At 58.0% G+C, this 19,451-nt stretch carries 23 protein-coding genes and 1 pseudogene; 10 read left to right on the top strand and 14 right to left on the bottom strand.

The window, feature by feature from the left end:
- The first annotated feature begins 110 nt into the window (after positions 1-110).
- The 6 genes from ACIF4X_RS04365 to ACIF4X_RS04340 all read left to right on the top strand — a co-directional run bounded on the left by ACIF4X_RS04365 (position 111) and on the right by ACIF4X_RS04340 (position 5,172).
- Positions 111-1,367, top strand: coding sequence for a cation:dicarboxylate symporter family transporter (locus ACIF4X_RS04365; protein WP_397481086.1), 1,257 nt, complete (start codon positions 111-113; stop codon positions 1,365-1,367).
- 116 nt (positions 1,368-1,483) lie between these two features.
- The gene (locus ACIF4X_RS04360; protein ID WP_397481085.1) at positions 1,484-2,587 is read left to right on the top strand and encodes an alkene reductase; all 1,104 of its coding nucleotides are present in this window, start codon (positions 1,484-1,486) and stop codon (positions 2,585-2,587) included.
- Positions 2,588-2,633: 46 nt separating this feature from the next.
- Positions 2,634-3,377, top strand: coding sequence for an SDR family oxidoreductase (locus ACIF4X_RS04355; RefSeq protein ID WP_397481084.1), 744 nt, complete (start codon positions 2,634-2,636; stop codon positions 3,375-3,377).
- 80 nt (positions 3,378-3,457) lie between these two features.
- Positions 3,458-3,844 carry a nuclear transport factor 2 family protein gene (locus tag ACIF4X_RS04350; protein ID WP_397481083.1) on the top strand — a complete coding sequence of 129 codons (387 nt, stop codon included), beginning with the start codon at positions 3,458-3,460 and terminating at the stop codon, positions 3,842-3,844.
- A gap of 64 nt (positions 3,845-3,908) precedes the next feature.
- Positions 3,909-4,346, top strand: coding sequence for an SRPBCC family protein (locus ACIF4X_RS04345; RefSeq protein ID WP_397481082.1), 438 nt, complete (start codon positions 3,909-3,911; stop codon positions 4,344-4,346).
- 115 nt (positions 4,347-4,461) lie between these two features.
- A complete protein-coding gene (locus ACIF4X_RS04340; RefSeq protein ID WP_397481081.1) occupies positions 4,462-5,172 on the top strand; it encodes a class I SAM-dependent methyltransferase in 711 nt (236 codons plus the stop codon).
- Here ACIF4X_RS04340 and ACIF4X_RS04335 read toward each other — a convergent pair.
- Positions 5,169-5,936, bottom strand: a complete 768-nt coding sequence (locus ACIF4X_RS04335; RefSeq protein WP_397481080.1) for an AraC family transcriptional regulator — start codon at positions 5,934-5,936, stop codon at positions 5,169-5,171. The two genes, ACIF4X_RS04340 and ACIF4X_RS04335, sit on opposite strands and share 4 nt — an antisense overlap.
- A gap of 107 nt (positions 5,937-6,043) precedes the next feature.
- Between ACIF4X_RS04335 and ACIF4X_RS04330 the strand changes: the two genes are divergently transcribed.
- On the top strand, positions 6,044-6,943 hold the full coding sequence (locus tag ACIF4X_RS04330) for an EamA family transporter (RefSeq protein WP_397481079.1): 900 nt from the start codon (positions 6,044-6,046) through the stop codon (positions 6,941-6,943).
- Here ACIF4X_RS04330 and ACIF4X_RS04325 read toward each other — a convergent pair.
- Both ACIF4X_RS04325 and ACIF4X_RS04320 read right to left on the bottom strand, forming a co-directional pair.
- On the bottom strand, positions 6,881-7,453 hold the full coding sequence (locus ACIF4X_RS04325; protein WP_397481078.1) for a GNAT family N-acetyltransferase: 573 nt from the start codon (positions 7,451-7,453) through the stop codon (positions 6,881-6,883). The genes ACIF4X_RS04330 and ACIF4X_RS04325 overlap by 63 nt on opposite strands.
- A 150-nt stretch (positions 7,454-7,603) precedes the next feature.
- Positions 7,604-8,326, bottom strand: a complete 723-nt coding sequence (locus ACIF4X_RS04320; protein ID WP_397481077.1) for a LuxR C-terminal-related transcriptional regulator — start codon at positions 8,324-8,326, stop codon at positions 7,604-7,606.
- A gap of 244 nt (positions 8,327-8,570) precedes the next feature.
- On the opposite strand from ACIF4X_RS04320, the gene ACIF4X_RS04315 reads away from it, so the two are divergent.
- Both ACIF4X_RS04315 and ACIF4X_RS04310 read left to right on the top strand, forming a co-directional pair.
- Positions 8,571-9,455, top strand: a complete 885-nt coding sequence (locus ACIF4X_RS04315) for an ETX/MTX2 family pore-forming toxin (RefSeq protein WP_397481076.1) — start codon at positions 8,571-8,573, stop codon at positions 9,453-9,455.
- Positions 9,456-9,629: 174 nt separating this feature from the next.
- Positions 9,630-9,821 (top strand): annotated as a pseudogene (locus ACIF4X_RS04310) (Lrp/AsnC ligand binding domain-containing protein); the annotation flags it as partial.
- 12 nt (positions 9,822-9,833) lie between these two features.
- On the opposite strand, the gene ACIF4X_RS04305 reads toward ACIF4X_RS04310, so the two are convergent.
- The 7 genes from ACIF4X_RS04305 to ACIF4X_RS04275 form a co-directional block, all read right to left on the bottom strand.
- Positions 9,834-9,989: a DUF2986 domain-containing protein gene (locus ACIF4X_RS04305; RefSeq protein WP_397481075.1), complete on the bottom strand. Its 156-nt coding sequence runs from the start codon at positions 9,987-9,989 to the stop codon at positions 9,834-9,836.
- 33 nt (positions 9,990-10,022) lie between these two features.
- The gene (locus ACIF4X_RS04300) at positions 10,023-10,346 is read right to left on the bottom strand and encodes a gamma-glutamylcyclotransferase (protein WP_397481074.1); all 324 of its coding nucleotides are present in this window, start codon (positions 10,344-10,346) and stop codon (positions 10,023-10,025) included.
- Positions 10,347-10,414: 68 nt separating this feature from the next.
- Complete coding sequence (locus ACIF4X_RS04295) at positions 10,415-11,323, bottom strand: alpha/beta fold hydrolase (protein WP_397481073.1); 909 nt, start codon at positions 11,321-11,323, stop codon at positions 10,415-10,417.
- 66 nt (positions 11,324-11,389) lie between these two features.
- On the bottom strand, positions 11,390-11,851 hold the full coding sequence (locus tag ACIF4X_RS04290) for a VOC family protein (protein WP_397481072.1): 462 nt from the start codon (positions 11,849-11,851) through the stop codon (positions 11,390-11,392).
- A 58-nt stretch (positions 11,852-11,909) separates the two neighbouring features.
- Positions 11,910-13,451: a class I SAM-dependent methyltransferase gene (locus ACIF4X_RS04285; RefSeq protein WP_397481071.1), complete on the bottom strand. Its 1,542-nt coding sequence runs from the start codon at positions 13,449-13,451 to the stop codon at positions 11,910-11,912.
- Between the two features lie 58 nt (positions 13,452-13,509).
- Positions 13,510-14,199 (bottom strand): phytanoyl-CoA dioxygenase family protein, encoded by a 690-nt coding sequence (locus ACIF4X_RS04280; RefSeq protein ID WP_397481070.1) that lies wholly within the window; start codon positions 14,197-14,199, stop codon positions 13,510-13,512.
- A 19-nt stretch (positions 14,200-14,218) separates the two neighbouring features.
- Positions 14,219-14,701, bottom strand: a complete 483-nt coding sequence (locus ACIF4X_RS04275; protein ID WP_397481069.1) for a GNAT family N-acetyltransferase — start codon at positions 14,699-14,701, stop codon at positions 14,219-14,221.
- A 264-nt stretch (positions 14,702-14,965) separates the two neighbouring features.
- On the opposite strand from ACIF4X_RS04275, the gene panB reads away from it, so the two are divergent.
- Entirely contained in the window at positions 14,966-15,781 is an 816-nt protein-coding gene (gene panB, locus ACIF4X_RS04270) for a 3-methyl-2-oxobutanoate hydroxymethyltransferase (RefSeq protein WP_397481068.1), read from the top strand.
- On the opposite strand, the gene ACIF4X_RS04265 is transcribed toward panB, so the two are convergent.
- The 4 genes from ACIF4X_RS04265 to ACIF4X_RS04250 form a co-directional block, all read right to left on the bottom strand.
- Positions 15,769-17,178 carry a PLP-dependent aminotransferase family protein gene (locus ACIF4X_RS04265; RefSeq protein WP_397481067.1) on the bottom strand — a complete coding sequence of 470 codons (1,410 nt, stop codon included), beginning with the start codon at positions 17,176-17,178 and terminating at the stop codon, positions 15,769-15,771. The genes panB and ACIF4X_RS04265 overlap by 13 nt on opposite strands.
- Positions 17,179-17,234: 56 nt before the next feature.
- Positions 17,235-17,555, bottom strand: a complete 321-nt coding sequence (locus ACIF4X_RS04260) for an isochorismate lyase (protein ID WP_397481066.1) — start codon at positions 17,553-17,555, stop codon at positions 17,235-17,237.
- Positions 17,556-17,600: 45 nt separating this feature from the next.
- Positions 17,601-18,689 carry an NAD(P)/FAD-dependent oxidoreductase gene (locus tag ACIF4X_RS04255; protein WP_397481065.1) on the bottom strand — a complete coding sequence of 363 codons (1,089 nt, stop codon included), beginning with the start codon at positions 18,687-18,689 and terminating at the stop codon, positions 17,601-17,603.
- A 103-nt stretch (positions 18,690-18,792) separates the two neighbouring features.
- Positions 18,793-19,269, bottom strand: coding sequence for a hemerythrin domain-containing protein (locus ACIF4X_RS04250; RefSeq protein ID WP_397481064.1), 477 nt, complete (start codon positions 19,267-19,269; stop codon positions 18,793-18,795).
- Positions 19,270-19,451: the final 182 nt, after the last annotated feature.

The raw sequence follows: 19,451 nt of genomic DNA, 5'->3' as shown, positions 1-19,451 counted from the left end.
CCCGTCATGGCACAACCCGGTTGTGCCATTTGGTCTCAAGTGAGCTGGAAGCTCATGACTCTAGCAACTGCCCTTAGCGCAGACCTTTCCTTCCAACAAAAAGGCTAGACATGAAACGTATTCCCCTGGTGTGGCAAATCGTTGCCGGGCTGTTGCTTGGCGTGATCGTCGGTTGGTATTTCAACACTCATCCGCAGTATCAAACATGGGTCAGCGCGGAGATCCTGAAGCCTTTGGGCGATATCTTTATCAAGATGATGAAGATGGTGGTGGTACCGATTGTGTTCTGCTGCATGATTCTGGGCATTGCCGGCGGTGGCGATAACAAGTCATTTGGCCGCATGGGCATCAAGTCACTGGGGTATTTTTTTGCAATTACCGCGCTGGCGATTGTTGTCGGCCTGTGTTTCGCAAATATCTTCGAACCGGGTAACGGTACCGATATTTCCGGCCTGTCCCACGGTACGGCATCGATCAACATGGAGCCGTCAAAAGGCGCGCTGGTGATCTTGCAGAACATCGTGCCGGACAACGTTCTGGTGGCGATGTCGGAGGCGAAATTGCTCTCGGTGCTGTTCTTCGCCGTGCTGTTCGGACTCGCCCTGAATGCGCTGCCGAGAGAAAAAAGTGCAGCGGCCATTGCACTCGTCCAAAGCATTTCCGATGCGATGTTCAAGGTCGTATCAATGGTTATGGCCTACGCGCCGATTGGTGTCTTCGGCATGATCGGTGCGACTGTCGCGACGTTTGGGTTTGCCTCGCTCTTGCCGTTGCTCAAGTTGATCGGGGTGGTTTACCTGGCGCTGGTGGTGTTCGCCTTGGTGATACTCGGCGGCATCTGTTACTTGATTGGCGAGAACATTTTCAAATTGATCCGCTACTTTCGCAGTGAATTGATTCTGGCGTTCTCGAGTGCCGCATCGGCCGCCGTCATGCCGCAGTTGATGACTCGGTTGGAGAGCTACGGTGTACCGCGTCGGATCGTCAGTTTCGTGGTGCCGGTCGGGTATGCCTTCAATCTGGACGGTGCTTCGATTTTCCTCGGCGTGGCGACGATTTTCGTGGCGCAACTCTATGGCATCGACCTGTCGCTGTCGCAGCAGATCCTGCTGGTGGTGACGATGGTGCTGACCTCGAAAGGCGCGGCGGGGGTGCCCGGGTTTGCCATCATCATCCTCTCCGCAACGTTGGCTTCAGCCGGTCTTCCTTTAGAGGGTGTGGCGTTGATCGCAGGTATTTTCAGGATCATCGACAGCGGCACGACCACGCTGAATGTATTGGGCAATGCCATCGCACCGCTGGTGATTGCCAAGTGGGAAAAGGCTGCGCTTGAACCCTCACGTGCTCGTACCGCAGCCGAAGTGTGAGTTTTTCGCGGACATTCGCTTTTGAATCGCACTTTTAACGAGTGCACGCCCGCTGGCACAGGGGCGTTTTTTTGGGTCTTTTTACTAGACGACCGGTCTATTGATTTGGAGTTCTGATGATTGATAACGCTGTAGATACCGACCTTTTCTCGCCCATGACTATGGGCGCGCTGCAGTTAGCCAACCGGATTGTCATGGCACCGGTGACCCGCAGCCGCATGGCCGAAGACGGCGTGCCGAATGAAATGCATGCGACCTATTACGCCCAGCGCGCCAGTGCAGGCCTGATCATCGCCGAAGCGACGAACATCTCCGCCCAGGGGCGCGGCTATGCGATGACTCCGGGTATCTGGACGCAAGAGCAGGTCGCCGGGTGGAAGAAAGTCACCGATGCCGTACACGCCGCGGGCGGAAAAATCGTCAGCCAGCTATGGCACGTCGGGCGTTTCTCCAGTGTCGAGTTGCAGCCCAATGGCGAATCGCCTGTGGCTCCCTCGGCCATCAAGGCCGAGGGCAGCACGTACACCGAGAAAGGTTTTGTCGAAGTGTCGATGCCGCGTGCGCTTGAGACCTCGGAAATTCCGGGAATCACCGAGCAGTACAAACTGGCTGCCGAGAACGCCAAGCGCGCCGGTTTCGACGGTGTGGAAGTGCATTCGGCCAACAGCTATCTGCTCGACCAGTTTCTGCGCGATTCGACCAATCAGCGCACCGACCGGTACGGCGGCTCCATCGAGAACCGTGCGCGGCTGACGCTGGAAGTGACTGAAGCGGTGGTTTCGATATGGGGCAGCGATCGCGTCGGTATCCGCCTTTCACCTGTAACGCCCGATGCCGGCAATACGCCGCCCGACAGCAACGTCATGGCGACATACGGGTACCTGATCCAGCAACTCAATCGATTCAATCTGGCCTACCTGCATTTCGTCGAAGGCGCCACGGCCACTTCGCGCACCGTGCCGGCGGGCGTGGATCTGGACGCGTTGAGTGCGCAGTTCGAAGGCGCGTTCATTGGCAACAACAATTACGACCTGGCGATGGCGCTTGAGCGTCGGGCGCAGGGCCGCATCGACGCGGTGGCGTTTGGTCGCCTGTTTATTGCCAACCCCGATCTGGTGGAACGTCTGCGGCACGGTTTCGAACTGACCATTGCACCGCGTGAGAGTTACTACGGCGGAGGCGCCAAAGGCTACATCGACTGGCCCACCGCCAACACCTGAATGACTGCCCGGACGCAATCGCATTCACTGTAAAGAGGAACGGAACATGAATTATCTGCACAACAAAGTCGCCATCGTCACCGGTGCTTCGTCCGGTATCGGGGCGGCCACCACACGTGCGCTGGCGGCACACGGCGTTCGCGTCGTCGCCGCCGCGCTGGACGAAAAGGGTCTGAATACGTTCGTCGCCGAGTTGCGTGAAGCCGGTCATGACGTGTGTGCATTTACCACTGATGTGACCCGGCCGGATCAAACCCGGGCGCTCGCCAGATTCGCGCAGGACACCTATGGCGCTGTCGACATTCTGGTGAACAACGCCGGGCTGATGCTGTTCTCCAACTGGGTCGATCTGGCCGTGGCGGATTGGGACAAGATGATCGACGTGAACATCAAAGGCTATCTCAATGCCACAGCGGCCGTGCTGCCAAAGATGCTGGAGCAGAAGTCCGGGCAGATCCTCAACATGGACTCGGTGGCCGGTCACCAGGTCGGGCCAGCGGCGGGTGTTTACAGCGCCACCAAATTTTTCGTGCAGGCCATGACCGAGTCCATGCGCAAGGAGTTGGGCGTGCAGCACGGCATCCGCGTCAATACGGTCAGCCCCGGCGTCATCAATACCGGCTGGGCGGACAAGGTCAGCGATCCACAAGGGCGCAAGGCCGCCCAGGAACTTAACCGCATCGCCATCGCGCCCGACGATATCGCGCGTGCCGTGATCTACGCGCTCAACCAACCGGAAAACGTCACCGTCAACGACCTGATCATTTCGCCGACGCGCCAGGATTGGTGAACGTCGGCTACTCCCGCTGCCGAGTGCCAATCCCGGCTCCCGGCAGACTTTGTCATTCACCTGCAACGATAGGAACAATCATGTCCAAGAACATCAAAGCCGTGCCGACGGCTGAATACAACGCTGTCATCGCAACCGCCAATCAATACGTCGAAGGCCTTCGCATTGGCAGCGCGCAAGGCGTCGCTCAAGCCTTCCATAAAGAGGCAGTGATGTACGGTTTCACCAACGGGGAACTGCTCGGCGGGCCGATCAAGAACCTGTTCGATTTCGTCGAGGAAAACGGCGCAGCCCCCGAAATCAGCACGCGACTCGACGTGCTGGCGATCACCCCGACCACTGCGGTGGTGCGTGTGGACATGGAAACGGATGCGATTGGCGCCGACTACAACGACTACCTGACCCTGATCAAAATCGACGGCGCCTGGAAGGTCATCGCCAAGGTGTATCACCAGTTCGAGGGCTGAGTGCCCATCGGTCCCGGCAGTCTGCTGCCGGGATCGGCGAACATCAATTTCAAGGATTCATGTCATGTCGATGGTTGAATTTTCCGCTGTCCTGGACGGCGATGCACAAAAGATCTGGAACGTAGTGAGGCAGTTTGGCGAGATTCAGGCCTGGCATCCTGCGATTGCGAGCAGCCATATCGAAGGCGGGGGGGCTGAAAGGGTGGGTTGCATTCGCGCACTCGCGCTGACCGATGGGGCGGTTGTCAGAGAGCGTCTGTTGTCGGTTGATGACTCAGCGTTAATGCTGTCCTACCGCTTTGAAGAGGCACCTTTGCCGCTGGATAATTATGTGGCCAGCGTGAAACTGGTGGCTTTGACCGAGCAAGACAAAACGCTCATCAGTTGGTCGGCGAGTTTCGATCTTCGAGAGCCGAATGACGCTGAGCACTATCAGGCAGTGATCCGCAGCCTGATCGTTGAGGGGCACAATGGGTTGCAGGCATTGCTCGCTCAGCATTGACAACACACGGTTCACACGCCCTTATTCCCGCAAGGAATGCAGGACATAAAATTAATGAATTTTTCTTATCTGGTTTCTCGGCGTAGTTTCCTCTGAAACAACAAGGAGCCTCGTCGTGAACCCAACGTCAGCGGAAAAATTCGACACCTCTCGCGCCAGCGAATACGCCCGACAAAGCCGCATCGCCCTGGCCGGCTACGACGCCTGTCACGATCTGGCAGCCTGCATGTTGGCGGCCAGTCTCGGTTCGCGACCGGCCAACATACTGGTGGTCGGCGCGGGCGGTACGGCACAGGAAATCATTGCGATGGCGGCGCTGGAACCGCAGTGGCGTTTCATTGCGGTTGATCCCTCCGCGCCGATGCTGGAAGCCGCCGTGCAGCAGTTGGAGGCCAACGACTTGCTGCATCGCACGCAGGTTCATCTCGGGCATGTCGAGGACTTGCCGGCCGAGGCGTCATTCGACGCAGCAACATTGATCGGCGTGCTCCATCATCTGAACGGTGACGATCCCAAGCGCCAGATCCTGCAATCGATTCAGGCACGTCTCAAGCCGGGCGCGCCGCTGATTGTCGCGGGCAACCATTACGCCTATGCCAGTCAACCGTTATTGCTGCAAGCGTGGGGGCAGCGGTGGCGGCAGCAGGGGGCGAGTGCGGAGGAGGTGAAGGCCAAGCTGGGCAAGATTCTGCAAGGTGCCGATCCACCGCATTCCGAGGCAGCGGTTCAAACGCTGTTGCGCGAGGCCGGGTTTGGCGAGGCGACGCGGTTCTTCAGCAGTTTATTTTGGGGGGCGTGGCTGACGTGTAAAAACGAAAGCCTCTAAAAGTAGCGACTTGGCACTTCCCCCAACACTTGCTTGAACACCGTCGCAAACGCACTGGAGCTGCTGTAACCCAAGTCCATGGCGACCTGCGTGACCGACTGACCTTTGCCCAGCATGACAATCGCTGCCAGCAGACAGGCTTGTTGCCGCCATTCGATAAAGCTGATCCCGGTGTGCAGCCGAAAGTGTCGGGTAAAGGTGCGTCGACTCATGCCCGCACGGTGCGCCATTTCATCAATACCGACCTCCAAAGAAGGCTGCTGCACAAATGCGCGGCACACCGTCGCCAGACGCGGTTCTGCCGGTAACGGCGCGTTGAGCGAAAGCGCAGGCATGCTGGCGATTTCATGCAGTAGCAACCCCATCAAATGGCCGTCATGCCCTTGAGTGGAATAGCGTGCGGGCACAGCGATGGCTTTTAACAGCAGATGGCGTAACAACGGCGACACGTCCAGTACCTGACATTGCCCCGGCAGTCCAAGGCGCTGCGCCGCTTGTTTACGGATATAGGTGTTGTGCAGCGTGACAGGCCCGCGCATTTGCATGGAGTGGGGCAGTTGCGCAGGAACCCAGATGCCACGTTGCGGCGGCACGACCCAGTTGCCGTCATCGGTAAAAACCGTGATGACGCCGCTCGCAGCGTAGGCAAATTGGCCGCGCTGATGATCGTGCAGCGGGAACAGCGTCCCGTCCGCGTAATCGATGGCGGTCACGACGGCATCGCGCGGGGTGTTCTGATAGGGATGGCTGGAGATTTCTCGCATGGCCCGATTCTAATGAAAGTTGGCCTGTGACTGAAAGCAGGCCATGTCGATTGCCGGCATATTTTCCGCGCCCGGGTACTTCCGCTCGGCGCCGGGAAAGATTGACCATGCAAAAGAAGCATCTTGTACTCGCCGTTCTGGTGACGGCTGTCTGGGGATTGAACTTCCCCGTGACCAAACTCGGACTGGCCGCTATCGACCCGCTGTTGTTGACCGCGCTGCGTTTCACGTTGGCTGCATTGCCTTGGGTGTTTTTCGTCGAGCGTCCACGCGTGGCGTTTCGCTGGCTGGCTGCTTACGGATTGATTTTCGGTGTGGCCATGTGGGCATTGATCAACCTGGGCATCGCCTGGGGCGTGTCACCCGGAACCGCATCGCTGCTGATCCAGTTCAGTGCGTTTTTTACCTTGGGCTGGGGTGTGGTTTTTTTCGGTGAACGCCTGGGACGGCTGCAATGGCTTGGCATTTTGCTGGCCGCATCCGGCCTGACAGGCATCGTACTGAGTCGCCCCGGCGACGCCTCGATGGCCGGTTTGGCACTGGTCATTGGCAGCGCCTTGGCGTGGAGCATCGGCAACGTCGTGATCAAGGTCTCGAAGGTGCGTGAGATCTTCGCGTTTGTGGTGTGGGCCAGCGTGTTTCCTCCCATCCCGCTCATGCTGCTGACATGGCTGCTGCACGGTTCGGCTCCGTTCACTGCGTTGCCGTCGCAGCTCAATGCGATAACCGTGTTTTCACTCGCGTTTCAGGTCTACGCTGCGACACATTTCAGTTATTGGGGATGGAACCTGCTATTGCGCGAATACCCGATGTCGCGTGTCGCGCCGTTGTCACTGTTGATCCCACTGTTTGGGATCTTCAGTTCGATGGTGATTTTCGGCCAGTATCCAAGCCTCTTTGACTGGTTTTCGATCTTGCTGGTGTTACTCGCGATCCCCTTGGGATCAGGGCACGTGCACGCCATGCTGCTGGGCCTGCGGGTTCGCCAGCCACTGCGCTCTGGATAATCCGTAGCACTTGCACAGGGCAGGTGCACCGGAGAGGTTCAGCTCGGCATCATACAAGTGCACGGCGCCGATTTTCAGCAGCGCTTTTTGCGAGCGAAGGTTGGCGGGGCCGACGTGGAAATAAACGATGTCGTAGACCGTGAATGCATGTTCCAGCATCAGTGCCTTCAACTCACGATTGGCATCGCCACCCCATTTTTCCCGCACCAAAAAGGTGTAGCCGATGGCGATATTCTCGGGTTGATCAGGCGGGGTGTAGTAGCTGGACGTTCCCACGATCTGCCCCGACTCGATATCGATGACGGCGAGTGCTTTTGCGCTGGCCAGTCGTGCCGCGAAGTACGCTTCAAATACCTGCCGTTCATAGCGATCGCTGGCGGGGTGGTCGGCCCAGATGAGAGGGTCACTGGCGGCTAGAAACAATGCTTCAAAATCACTGGCGGTCAACGCTCTGAGTGTCAGCGTGCTTCCGTGCAGAGCGGGTTGGCAGTCGAATTTGTTTACAGGCATGGTGTTCGTTCCTGGTCGATCCGGGGCGTGCGGCCAGTTTAGGGCGGGGAACGGTCAAGGAAAGATCCAATTCGACGGGGATTCGTGGGGCCACTCGGTCTAAGAGCTTGCTTTGATGATTCGGGTTTTTTATCCGGCAAATAATTTGCCTTATATCATTCTAAGCAACGCAGCTTTGATAATGGCTTCTGATCGTGTTGACGAATTCATCTTTCGGGTGAACTGTTTGACATGAAAGTATACCGTCGCACGCGTGACATTGATGGTGTCGGCCACCTGCTTGGACGTCAGGCCATCAGCAAGCAGTCGCATGATGCGTACTTCACGCGTATTTAATTGACTACTTGCAGCGGATTGGCTGCATTTCGACAGATGACTTATTTTTTTGGCGACCATGCGTGATTCCGAAAACAATGTTTCGTAGGTTTCATTGAAGTCAATGTCAGGTCGGCTTTTGTTCGCCCAAATCAGAGTCAGTGACGCCACGCTGCCGTTACGCATGGGATAAATTAAAGTCGAAGCATCTGCCAGGCGATTGGCTACGGACGTTTTTACCACTGTGACAATGCTCGGTGACGACAGGGGCAGCCCGTTGCTCCAGTGATGTATTTCTACGTCACTGGCTATATCCAGAACCGGATCCATCATCCAGATTTTTTCCTGGTCGTAGATAACCCGGCAGGAAAAGTCAAAATTGTCAGTGAGATAGACTTTCGGAAGTGATACAGGGACTGCCGCCTTGTAGAAAATTGCGTAATGGCTGCAGTTTGTCTTTAGCAGGATCCTTCTTGTCAGTTCCTTTTGAAACGTACCCGCAAATGAAACTCGTGTGTAGTCAAATGCTTGTCGATAATCAACGTTATGTTTAGCCACGACCATATCTATCCTTGATTCGGTATCAGGGGCGAACCGTCAGGCTAGCTAGAGGTTGCAGAGTTTTCAACCAGACAGGCGCAAGTCTTACTCAGCGGCAAAGTCGCGTAGCACATGAATGCGTTGAAAAACTATCAACATTAGTAGTCATAGGGCTTTTTTTTCAACCACCCTGATCGTGGCTGCCGTTGATGCGCAGCCAGGTACGGTAAAGAATCTGCCTAAAATAATGGAGAAAACTATCATGAATGATATCGACACGATCACGAACGCTTGGGGGCGCTGGAAAACTGCTCAATACGGAACAACCTGCTGGTTTACTGAAAGCACACAATATGCCCGTAACAAAGACACCAAAAACTACATGCAGTATCAAACCAATGTGACGCCGCCGAAAGATCTGGTGTACTCAAGTTTTGCACAAAAAGATGGTGGTAGCGCTCTATTAGGCAAATACGACACTGTCAATGACGGCGGTCAGGTCATTGAACATGTGGTGAGCTTGCAACAAGGGTTGACGGATACTTTCACCTGGAGCGTAACGGAACAACTCAAAGTCGGCGTCACGGTTAAAGCCAATGCGGGCATTCCACTTGTGGGTGGCGCGGAAACAAGCAGTACCGTTGAAATGACCCTGTCTTCCACGCAGGGCGCGAGCGAGTCCAAAGCCTCTAATTATGGTGCGTCGACCAAAGTGCCAATTTCTCCCCACACCCACGGTTGGGGTGAAGTTGACTTGAGTTTCACCGAGCTAAATACCCAGTGGGTCGGTAATGTCTGGCTGCAAGGGTATGTTGCCATCTGGTTCAATAATAAAGTGGCAATCAACAATAACGGTGATTACCATTATTTGTGGTTCATCCCGGTTCAGCAGGTTTTCTCCGAGTGTATTCAACATAACATCATCAGCACTTCCGGCTACATCGTACAGGGCGGCGGGGTAACTGCTCAGGCCAGCGGAACGTTCCACAGCAGCATGGGCCTGAGCTTGAAAACCGTCGCCCATGAACAGCCGTATCCCGGAAAATCCGAAGCGGTTAAAACCTATTACGGGTATGTGAGTACTCGACCGGAAGTAGAATTTAAATCCCTTTCAGCTATCAATGATTCGAGAGATAACGTGGATTAATGGTTGTTTCTGATTAATCAGCAGACCCGGCCAGCGCTTCTGGACAAAGAAGGGCTGGCCAGGTTACCGGTCTTTTTCATCGCGACGATAAAGCTCGCGACACCGGCTCAATCAGCAGCACCAGCGCAGTAATGATCATGATCAACGCAGACGTTCGGCTGACCCAGCGCGCCGCCGCAGGTCGGGCCCGCAGCACGACTTGAGAGCCAAACCCCGCAGGAGTACTTGCTGCACGTCATCACTGAGGACTTGCCTGCGTTCCAGCGTCTGTATGACGAAAGCCTGTCGACCTTGCCCAACGTGCAGCGGCTGACTTCGACGCTGGTGATGAAACGGGTGGTGCAGGATCGGCCGCTGCCGTTGTAGGTGAGGGGGATTTCAGCTTTCGCTGGTCTCGACGGGCTCTGCGGCTCCAGCCTCCAGTTTCGCCCGGTCAGCCTTACTGATGTATTTGGGCTTCTTCGGTGCCAGTTTGGCGCTGGCCTTTTTGGCCTTTTCCTTGAACAACTGCTTGAGTTTCTTTTGGCGATTCATGTGTTCTACCCGGTCTGCAAGTTTGAATGTCGATTAGCGAAGGGCGTAAACGTACGCATCAAGGGTCGAGCCGTCAGCCAGCGTCACTTGAGTCAGAACACGCTGGTATTCGGCGCCCTCGAATTCATCGAGGCCCGCCCAATGGGCGGCGAAGTTTTCAGACGAGAAAACGTAGCCTTCGATAGCGTCGCCATCCTCCGCAATCACCAGCCCCGGGAAACCCATTTCCGCGCCCCAGCCTGCCTGAGCCAAGCGACCCTTGAGCGAGGCGGTTTGCCATGTGCCGCCGATGTTCAGCATGACATGCTCATTCGGGCGCCCTGGTCCCAGGGTTCCATAAACGAATAGACGCTCCACGTTTGCTCCTTTCGCTCGAAAAGGGGCGAATCCTGACGTAAGCCTCGGGCCAAGGCAATGCCAATTCCTCACATTGCGATGAAGTCGCGTACAGCCTTGATGGTCGGCGCCGGGGCTTCTTCCATCAGCCAATGTCCGGCTGCTGGAATGACCACCTCGGTGACGTTGTCCGCAGCATTGCGCATGACGATCGCTTCGTTGTTGCCGAAGGATTTTTCACCACCGACGGCCAGCACTGGCATGCTCAAGTGTTTCTGCAGAACGGGGGCGTTGTCGAGGGCGTCCTGACGAATGCTGCGGAACTGGGCGAATGCGGCGTGCATGGCGCCAGGGCGGGCGTAGAGCTTGGCGTAGTGCTGGCGGGTGCCTTCATCGACTTTGGCCGGGGTGCCGGCGAACTCGTTCCAGAAACGGTCGAGGTAGATGCGCTCACGGCCGGCGACCAGACGCTCCATGTCCGCGCCACCGAAGTCGAAGTGCCAGAGCATCGGCGAACGAACGATGTCGTTCCACGGTGTGATGCCGGGCACGGGAGCGTCCATTACCACCAGGCGCTCGGTCAGCTCTGGATAGCGCGCGGCATAGGCAAACGCGACCATGGTGCCGATGTCATGCCCGATGACCACCGAGTGCTCGATCTTCAGTGCGCTCAATACCTGGCGAATGTCGCCGGCCTGAGTCTTTTTGTCATAGCCGCCCTCGGGAATCGACGACAAGCCCATGCCACGCAGATCCGGCACCACCACGGTGTGATCGCGGGCCAGATCCGCCGCCAGCGGCGCCCACATATCGCCGGTATCACCGAAGCCATGCAACAACACCACGGCCGGGCCTTTGCCACCGACACGCACGTGCATCGTCGCGCCGTCGACCTTGATGTCCTGAGTATGGAAGGTCGCAGGAAAAGGGACGACGTCGGCATGAGCCTGGAAACTTAGGGCAAGAAGGGCGAGGGCGGTCAGTAGCGGGCGAGTCATGACGAAGTCTCCAAGCGTGATGGCGATGGAGAAAGCGTAGACGTATCGATCAGGGCCGGAGGAGTTTCATTTGGAAGCGAACGCCGCCTCGATAAACGCCCCCAGCGCCTTCTCCTCAAGAATCTCGATAGAGAAATGGCCGAAGCGTTTGGGCAGCCAGATGATACGCGTTCCGGACGGCGATTGCAGGTGCTCGCGAGTCAGCGGCTGGCCGTTTTCGTCCTCCGGCCGAACCCCGCTGGCGACCAGTTCGTCGTAGGCCATTTCGATATCAGGGGTCGTGTAGCAATGACGGTAAATCATGCCTTCGCCCACTGTATCCAACAGGTCCTTGAGATTCCCCGCCAGCGGCTGGACCAACATGAAGCGTTCCTGACCGATCAGCGCGACGGCATAGCGCACGTGCAGGCCACCACGATTCCAGATCTGCGTTGTGGAGATCCGCGCCTGCAGTATCTGCGCGTAATAGGCACAGGCTTGTTCAAGGTCTTTGACCAGTACGTCGATGTGGCTGAACTTCAAATCCATGGAATAGCTCCTGTCGGGCGGTGTCGAGAGGCACGACGAGGTCCGCTTCATTCGAGTGTCAGACGATTTTCAAAGCGCTCAGCACGATCAGCGATTGTTCGGCAAATGCCTGGGCCTGTTCGGTCAGCGCGGCGATGTTGGCTTCGGCGGTGGTCAGCGTTTTGCCGTCCTTGACCAACACTTCGTTTTGTTCGGCAATGACGCTCCACGCCAGTTGCGCCCATTCCGCCGGGTGCTGTTTGCCTTGGCGGATTGCGATCAGGAACAGTTGCTGGAAGCGGCTGACCATGACGCCACCCCCGGTGACCGGGCTGCTCAGCACCTGAATGTCGGCGTTGAACAGCGCGCGCTTGCACAGTTGCAGGTTGAACGCAGCGCAGCGTTCGTACACCAGCGCCTCGGCAGCTTCGCTCTGGCAAGGGGCTACCGCGCCCATGCCGACCAGAATGGCAATGGCCTGTTCCAGATCGTCATAGGCCATTGGCGACACTGAATCGAGCAACTGCTGCATCGTTTTGGCTTCGTACGTCTGGCCGGCGAGTGCATCGAGGACCGGGCCATAAATTTCGGGTTGCAGTGACGCTTCGCCTGCGGGGCCGGTGACGCTGGAGGCTACGTTTTCTACGGGTTGCATCAGGACAAAACGCGAACTGAGCATGCGCGACCGGCGCTCGGTCGCGCTGAGTCGGTTGGCACCGCGCACGTACAGATCGCGACGGAAAGCCTGGTTGACGAAATAGTCACGCGCCTGCTCGCGCATCACCGGATGTTCGATCCCGTCGAGAAAGGCCAGGCCTTCGGCGCTCAGATTGAGTGCATCCACCGAATCCATCGGCACCGCCGTCGTGACGTAATCGAGCTTGGCCGGGGCCAGTGCGTCGACCATGTCGGCGAAATACATGCAGTTCCAGTCGCGATTGAAATATTCGTGGGCGACGTATTGGCGGTCCTGACCTTTGATGGTCTGCAGCCGGGCGCCCAGACTCGGTGCGGCAATGGCGTACTTGGGGTTGGCCGCCAGCAGCGCTTCGGAAAACTGCAACGCGGCATCGATGCGCTGATCCGCCCGCGTCGAGTGACTGGCAAAGCGGTCGTGCAGGCTGAACAACTGGCGCAACGGCGCTGAAGGCGACCAGCCCGGGAATGCGTTATAGCTGACGTACAGATGACCACCCGGTTTGAGGTGGCGGCGGGCGAATTCGACAATCAGCTTTTGGTTGTCGCGGCTGACCCAGGTCCAGATGCCATGCAGGCTGATGCTGTCGAACTGCGGCAAATCATGGCGCGCCAGCAGTTGCTCGAAGCTATCGTCGTACAGCTGCGCACCGTTGTTGCTGAGCGCTGCGAGTTCAATCGCATGAGCTGCCTGACCCGGATGGAAGTCCGTACCGACGAAGCCTGCCGGGTTGGCCGTGGCGTGGATATTGATCGACACACCCTGACCAAAACCGAGTTCGCAGTGATAACCGTCGGGATTGTCCAGACCGGCAAAGCCACGCAACAACAGGCAGTAACGCTGGAAAACCGGATTGATTTCCCGGCTATAGCTGTAGGTGTAGCCTTCGTCGGTGAAATAACCTTCGTTCCAGGCGTTGCTCATGGGTGCAGCCTCTTGAATCGTAATAGAAAGTGGCTTTATACGTGATGGACTTGCGCCGTTAAAACCTCTCGGTGTCCACCAGGATGTTGTCGGCCGGATCGAACCATTCGATAGGGTCCATGCGGATATTTCGCAGGGCCACGGTTTGCCGGTGAGACGCGTACAGCGGCTCGGCCCAATAGTTGATCAGCATCGAGCGTCGGCGTGCGCCCGACAGATTCCGGCTTCCCGCATGCAGCAGGTCGACATCGAACACCAGAATGTCACCCGCACGGCCCGAGAGCTGGACTGATCGCGTCTCATCCTGGACATCAGCGGGCGGCGCCCCGGACGCGGGCCGATGGCTGCCGGGGACGAGGCGGGTCGCGCCGTTCTCGTTGCCATAGTCATCGAAAAAAGCCAGGGCCACCACGCAGTCGCCGGGGCGTTGCGCGGACAAGTCGCGATGCAGTTGCTGATGGCCGCCACCCGCAAGTGGTTCGCGACCTTCAACCTGGGACAGAAAGAAGCGCTCCGCGATCAGCTCACCCACCACCGCCAACAGCGCTGGCAAGCGGCACACCGCGCGCACGGTCGCATGCTCATCCAGCAGCGAATGGCGCCAGTCCTGACCCCGTGGGACGGGCCAGCGATCTGACGGCAGCACACCCGCATCGAACGCCTGGCGCAGGTCGTCCAGCCACTCGGCGGGTACGGCGCGACGGAGCAGGGCAAAACCCTGCTGATGGAGCTGTTCACCTTTATTCATGATCGGATGTGTTCGCTCCTCACAATCGAACGCCCATCTCCAGGGCACGGGTCTCGAAGCCGAACTCGGCATACATGCGCACCGCGCGCTCGTTGAAAGGCCAGACCGTCAGGCGCAAGTCCTGCGCATTCTGCTCAACGGCCCAGTCTTTCACCCGTTGAATCAGCGCGCGGCCAATACCTTTCCCCCAAAACGGCTCGGCCACACACACCGAGCCAATGCGCACCACGTTCTGTGGCTGCATCAACGGCCCGGAACTGGCGGACAGGTTGGCGGTAATGAACGCGACGGGCTGTTCACCGGCGCTGGCGATGAAGACGATCTGACCGGACTTTTCGAATACCCCGGCCCAATGCGGCAAGTCGCGGGCGAAATCTTCGGTGGCGGCGGCGTAGATATCGGGGCGGGCGGCGTGGTGGACCGAATTGAGCAATTGGCCCAATTCGCTCATTACCAGCGCATCGTCAGCAGTGGCAATGCGGTAGGTGATGACTTCTTCCATGATAAAAATTGCTCCCGGGATGTGTTCATTAGCTTCGCATCCTGCGGTAAACGGCGAAATAAAGCATCCAGGATCCTGCGCGCATTTCAACGAGGCAGGGTGCACCTGGGTCGCTTTTTCAGGCCAATCTGTGCATTGAATGTTTCGGCGTTAAACGAATAATCGAGCGCTAGAATCTTTTGGAGTTGGGCTCTGTATGGAAGCGTTACGCATTAAATCTGGCGACATTTATCGATCACGGACGGCAGCCTCGGAGAGTCGCCGATGAGCCTGCATACCCGCACCAAACGCCTGACTGTACCGCAATTGGTCGCCATGAAAGGCCAACAGAAAATCGTCTCGCTCACGGCGTATTCCAGCAGTATCGCCACGCTGATCGACCCCATCGTCGACTTCATTCTGGTCGGTGATTCCACGGCCATGGTCGGTTACGGACGCGCCTCGACACTGAGCATGCAGCTCGAAGAAATCATCGGCCACACGCGGGCAGTGGTCGACAGCACGCGCCTGGCCTGTGTGGTGGCCGACATGCCTTTTGGCAGTTATCAGGAATCCAATGAACAGGCCTTTCGCAATTGCGCTCAGGTATTGGCGCGTACCGGTTGTGATGCGGTGAAGCTGGAGGCCAACAAGGCCTTGGCGCCGACCGTCGAGTTTCTGGTGGCGCGCGGGATTCCGGTCATGGCCCATGTCGGCTTGATGCCGCAGTTCGTCAATGTCATGGGCGGTTTCAAGGCTCAGGGCCTGACGGCTGAAACCGGTGCAGTGATTGCCGAAGACGCCCGGGCCAATCTCGACGCGGGCGCCTTCAGCCTGTTGCTCGAAGGTGTGGCCGAGGGCGTGGCGCGGCAGATTACGCTGGACTCGACAATGCCCACCATCGGCATCGGCGCTTCACCGGCCTGCGACGGGCAGGTGCTGGTCACCGAAGATGTACTCGGCCTGGGCGGTGAGCATCTGCCGCGTTTCGTCAAACGCTACGCCGATGTCGGCGCGGTGATCAGCGAGGCGTGCGCGCAGTTTGCCGAGGATGTGCGTCATGGGCGGTTTCCTGAGGCGCGGCATTGCTATGGACTGTAGACGCGGTTTTCTTCGGTGAACGCCTGCGCCAGTCGTTGCACCGCATGGCTGATGTCCTTGTCCCAATCGAGGCTGTAGCTCAGGCGCAGGTGCTGCTTCCAGGCGCCTTGCTGGCTGAAAATCTCGCCGGGGGCGATGACGATCCGCTCGGCCAGCAAGCGCTCGAACACAGGCTGCATGTCGATCGGGCGCACAGCCTTGAGCCAGAAGCTCGCACCGCCCTGTGGGGCGACTACCTGCCACTGACCGTTACCGTGTTCTTCCAACAAGGTCTGCAGCTGTTGCATGCGCTTGCGCAACAGTGCTCGCAGGGTGGTCAGGTGCTGGTCGATGCGCCTGGAGCTGTAGAGTCTGGCAATCGCTTTCTGCCGAATGGGCGAGAGGCGAAACCCACGCTGCATAAACAATCGATGAAATTGCGTTGCATGCTGGCGGCACAGCACATAACCATACGGCGCTTCGCCGCCAATGATCTTGTCGAACGTCGAGAACACCAGCAGCTTGTCCGGGTCGGCAAAATCGCGATAGCGCGCGGGTGAATCGGAGAAACACAACTCGCCCCACGTGTCGTTTTCGAACAGCCAGATTTCCCGCTCGGTCAGCCAGCGACAGATCTGCTGTTTATCCTGCGCGGGCATCAACTGGCCCTGAGGAATATTCACCGTGGAGGAGAGCACCGCCAGGCGCACCGGTTCGCGCGTGAGTAACGCCTTCAATGCAGGCAGGTTGAAGCGGCCGTCATCGCCGAGGGGCACTTCGAGGACACGAATGTTGGCGGCCTGCAATTGGCGCAGAATCGCCCACGAGCAGGGCGACTCTACCAACGCCACAGTGCCACCGAGATTCAAGGCACTGAGCGACAACTCCAATACGCTGCGCAGGTCCGCGCCGATATACACCTGTTCGGCCTGCCAGTGGTTGCGAGCGCAACGGGTGTAGCGTTCGGCCAGGGCCGCGCGTAATTCCGGCTCGCCGAGGGGCTGATAGAGCGGCGCGTGCGTGCGCGGGTATTGGCGGGTCAGTTCGCGCTCCATCGTCAACAATGGCCCCTGCAACGACAGCAGCATCGCCGGCGCATCGCTGCTCAGCGCCAGCATGCCGGGCTGACGGGCGCTGGAGAAGACATGGTCGAGAAGATTGCCGGAGTTGGCCGTCACTGGCGCGGCCGGTATTGACCGGGTGAAATAGCCGAACCTGGCTTTGGCGTGGATTCTGCCTTCGTCCTCGAGCAGTGCGTAGGCGTGTTTGGTCGTCGACACCGAAACGCCGAGGCGCAGGGCCAGTTGTCGCAGGGACGGCAGTTTCTGTTCAGTCGTGCCACTGGCCGCCTCGATCAATCCGATGAGGTAGTGGTAGACCGCTTGATAGGCGAACGCGGTGTCCTTGGGGGGCGTCAATGCTGTTTTCCTTGATTGTCAGCCTACGGAGCAAGCGGAAGTTTGTGCCAAAACAGTCAGCTTTCCGTTTGCGCCGCCGCCCAGTGCTTCATCTCTTCAGCAATGAAGTGATTGACCAGGTCGCTGTACATTTTCTCAATGGCATCTGCATTCAAGCCTTCGCTTTCGGCCCAGTCGCGACGGGTTGCCAACATCGCCTGAAAACGCTCCGGTGCCCGCACTGAGGTCGCCGAGGTCTTGAACTTCGAGGCAGCGAGTACGTACTGAAAGCGCTTGCCCAGCAGTTTGATCACCGCTTGATCGAGTCGGTCGATTTCACTTCGAATATCTTGCATGTCCGCACATTCGGCGGGTTGTAACGTATTGATGACTTCCATGTGCGTCGGTGCCTCTCGAGTTGTTGGTGATAGTGCGGCGGGTTTTCAGCGGGTAAGAGCAGCGTTGTTTGTCACTGTGCCGGAATTCTGAAAAAAACGCTCTGGGCGGCACGATTCAAGGGCCGCAGATGACTGGCGATCCAGCAGCTCTTCACTGGCGAGGCGCCCGACGATTGCTGCCAGCGTCACACCGGGATGCATCGCACAAACGTAAACCCCGCCGACCCCTGGCAAGTAACCGACCACGGGGATGCCATCAGCGGGCATGGGTCTCAGCCCGACGGCGACGGTTTGCGCCTCAATGGAAACCACTCCGTGAAGTTCTTTGCGTATGGCTTCGGCGGTTTGCCCGGCGATGTCTGTCGGCGAGTTGCCCGGCGCCTCTCCCAGATAATCTTCAGCGGCCAGCAACGTGCCGTTGGCGCTTTGCCGAATTTCCATTTCGGGGCTGGAGATGATGCCTTTGACGAGGCCCGGTTGGGTCTTGTAGCGGATAAAAATGGCGGGCGAGGCGTCGATGGGCAGGGAGACGTTGAGCATCTGTGTCAACTGTCGGGTGCCAGTCCCTGCGGCAAGCACAACAAGGTCGGCATCAACCGTGCCCGCTGTGGTTTCAACGCCGGTGACATCTGCGTTGCAGGTTTTGAAAGCGGTCACTCGGGTTTGCGTGAGCAATTGCGCCCCCAGCGCCTGGGCGCCGGCAATCAAGGCGTGGGTGGCCTGCACGGCGTCGAGTGCGCCTTCTTCCGCGCGAAATAACGCGCACCGTGGGGGATTTTTCAGGTTGGGCTCGCGGGCGAGCACCTCGGTCGCTGATAACAGCATTGCCGAAGCAGGATGTTCCGCCGATTCGTCGTACGACAAAGCCCCGGTCCAGCGAATCTGCAGTTCCGGCAGCTCGGTTTCGAGTCGTCGGTAGGCTTCTATGGCCATACCGCGCAACTGCGCAATCGGATCAACGCTGGCGTGCGTAGCGTTGATCCAGGCAAAGGAGTCTCCCGTCACGCCGCTCGCGATCTCGTCAGCCTCGATCAGCGTGACTTGCGCCCCTTTGCCTGACAGGTGGTACGCAAGTGAGGCGCCGACGATGCCCGCACCGACCACCACAATTCGTCCACATGCTTTCTGATCCATTTCAACATTCCCTGTTGTCGATCGGCTGATCCTGCAGCAGGGAGACGCGGCGAGCAACCAGAAAAAAGCCCGGCCAAAGCCGGGCTGGTCCACTTGCAACGATTTAAGCCGCCATATTTCCGGCAGCCATTTCCTTTTTGCAGCTGGCTTTCATGGCTTCCATCTGCGCGCCCAACTCTTCGAGTTTTTCCTTGCCCAGAAGTTTTTTCGCTTGCGGAAACATTTCCGTTTCTTCTTCTTCGATATGGTGCTCCAGCAGTTCCTTGACCACTTTCACCCGACCGGAAAACTCCGGGGTGCCCGGGTCGGTGAGTTTCAGATCGGGCAGCACCAGTGAGTCCACGGTGCGGTGTTCTTCCTTGGCCTCGAAATACATGATGTCCTGTTCTTTGCTGCCCGCTTCCTTGAAGGCGGGATAGAGAATTTCCTCTTCGAGCCGGGTATGGATGGAGATTTCCATTTCCAGTTTGCCCAACAGCTCGACACGTTTTTTCAGTGCGCGCTCGGTTGAGTCGCTGAGCTGGCTGAGGATGTCTTTGACTTTTGCATGATCGGCTTTGAGAAGGTCGATGGCGTTCATGGCGTTGCCTCTGCTGTCACGGAGTGAACACAGACCGTTGTCTCACGGCGCTGTGAATGCTCTGGAACTGTGGCATTTGCCATGCCAATTCATCGTTCCGGCAAAATTCCGCTGCTTCAAAGGCTTACTGCGCTCGTGGCAAACTGCCTTCGTGCAGGCTGCATGACCTGCATCGTGCGAGC

This window comes from Pseudomonas sp. NPDC085632 (assembly GCF_044541255.1).
Lineage (GTDB): Bacteria > Pseudomonadota > Gammaproteobacteria > Pseudomonadales > Pseudomonadaceae > Aquipseudomonas.
The sequence above is the reverse complement of the archived record's forward strand: the minus strand, read 5'-3'. Positions and strand labels throughout refer to the sequence as shown.

Coding starts and splice junctions, on each gene's coding strand:
- ACIF4X_RS04365 (WP_397481086.1), top strand. CDS start 111: ATGAAACGTATTCCCCTGGTGTGGCAAATCGTTGCCGGGCTGTTGCTT.
- ACIF4X_RS04360 (WP_397481085.1), top strand. CDS start 1,484: ATGATTGATAACGCTGTAGATACCGACCTTTTCTCGCCCATGACTATG.
- ACIF4X_RS04355 (WP_397481084.1), top strand. CDS start 2,634: ATGAATTATCTGCACAACAAAGTCGCCATCGTCACCGGTGCTTCGTCC.
- ACIF4X_RS04350 (WP_397481083.1), top strand. CDS start 3,458: ATGTCCAAGAACATCAAAGCCGTGCCGACGGCTGAATACAACGCTGTC.
- ACIF4X_RS04345 (WP_397481082.1), top strand. CDS start 3,909: ATGTCGATGGTTGAATTTTCCGCTGTCCTGGACGGCGATGCACAAAAG.
- ACIF4X_RS04335 (WP_397481080.1), bottom strand. CDS start 5,936: ATGCGAGAAATCTCCAGCCATCCCTATCAGAACACCCCGCGCGATGCC.
- ACIF4X_RS04330 (WP_397481079.1), top strand. CDS start 6,044: ATGCAAAAGAAGCATCTTGTACTCGCCGTTCTGGTGACGGCTGTCTGG.
- ACIF4X_RS04325 (WP_397481078.1), bottom strand. CDS start 7,453: ATGCCTGTAAACAAATTCGACTGCCAACCCGCTCTGCACGGAAGCACG.
- ACIF4X_RS04315 (WP_397481076.1), top strand. CDS start 8,571: ATGAATGATATCGACACGATCACGAACGCTTGGGGGCGCTGGAAAACT.
- ACIF4X_RS04305 (WP_397481075.1), bottom strand. CDS start 9,989: ATGAATCGCCAAAAGAAACTCAAGCAGTTGTTCAAGGAAAAGGCCAAA.
- ACIF4X_RS04295 (WP_397481073.1), bottom strand. CDS start 11,323: ATGACTCGCCCGCTACTGACCGCCCTCGCCCTTCTTGCCCTAAGTTTC.
- ACIF4X_RS04290 (WP_397481072.1), bottom strand. CDS start 11,851: ATGGATTTGAAGTTCAGCCACATCGACGTACTGGTCAAAGACCTTGAA.
- ACIF4X_RS04285 (WP_397481071.1), bottom strand. CDS start 13,451: ATGAGCAACGCCTGGAACGAAGGTTATTTCACCGACGAAGGCTACACC.
- ACIF4X_RS04280 (WP_397481070.1), bottom strand. CDS start 14,199: ATGAATAAAGGTGAACAGCTCCATCAGCAGGGTTTTGCCCTGCTCCGT.
- ACIF4X_RS04275 (WP_397481069.1), bottom strand. CDS start 14,701: ATGGAAGAAGTCATCACCTACCGCATTGCCACTGCTGACGATGCGCTG.
- panB (WP_397481068.1), top strand. CDS start 14,966: ATGAGCCTGCATACCCGCACCAAACGCCTGACTGTACCGCAATTGGTC.
- ACIF4X_RS04260 (WP_397481066.1), bottom strand. CDS start 17,555: ATGGAAGTCATCAATACGTTACAACCCGCCGAATGTGCGGACATGCAA.
- ACIF4X_RS04255 (WP_397481065.1), bottom strand. CDS start 18,689: ATGGATCAGAAAGCATGTGGACGAATTGTGGTGGTCGGTGCGGGCATC.
- ACIF4X_RS04250 (WP_397481064.1), bottom strand. CDS start 19,269: ATGAACGCCATCGACCTTCTCAAAGCCGATCATGCAAAAGTCAAAGAC.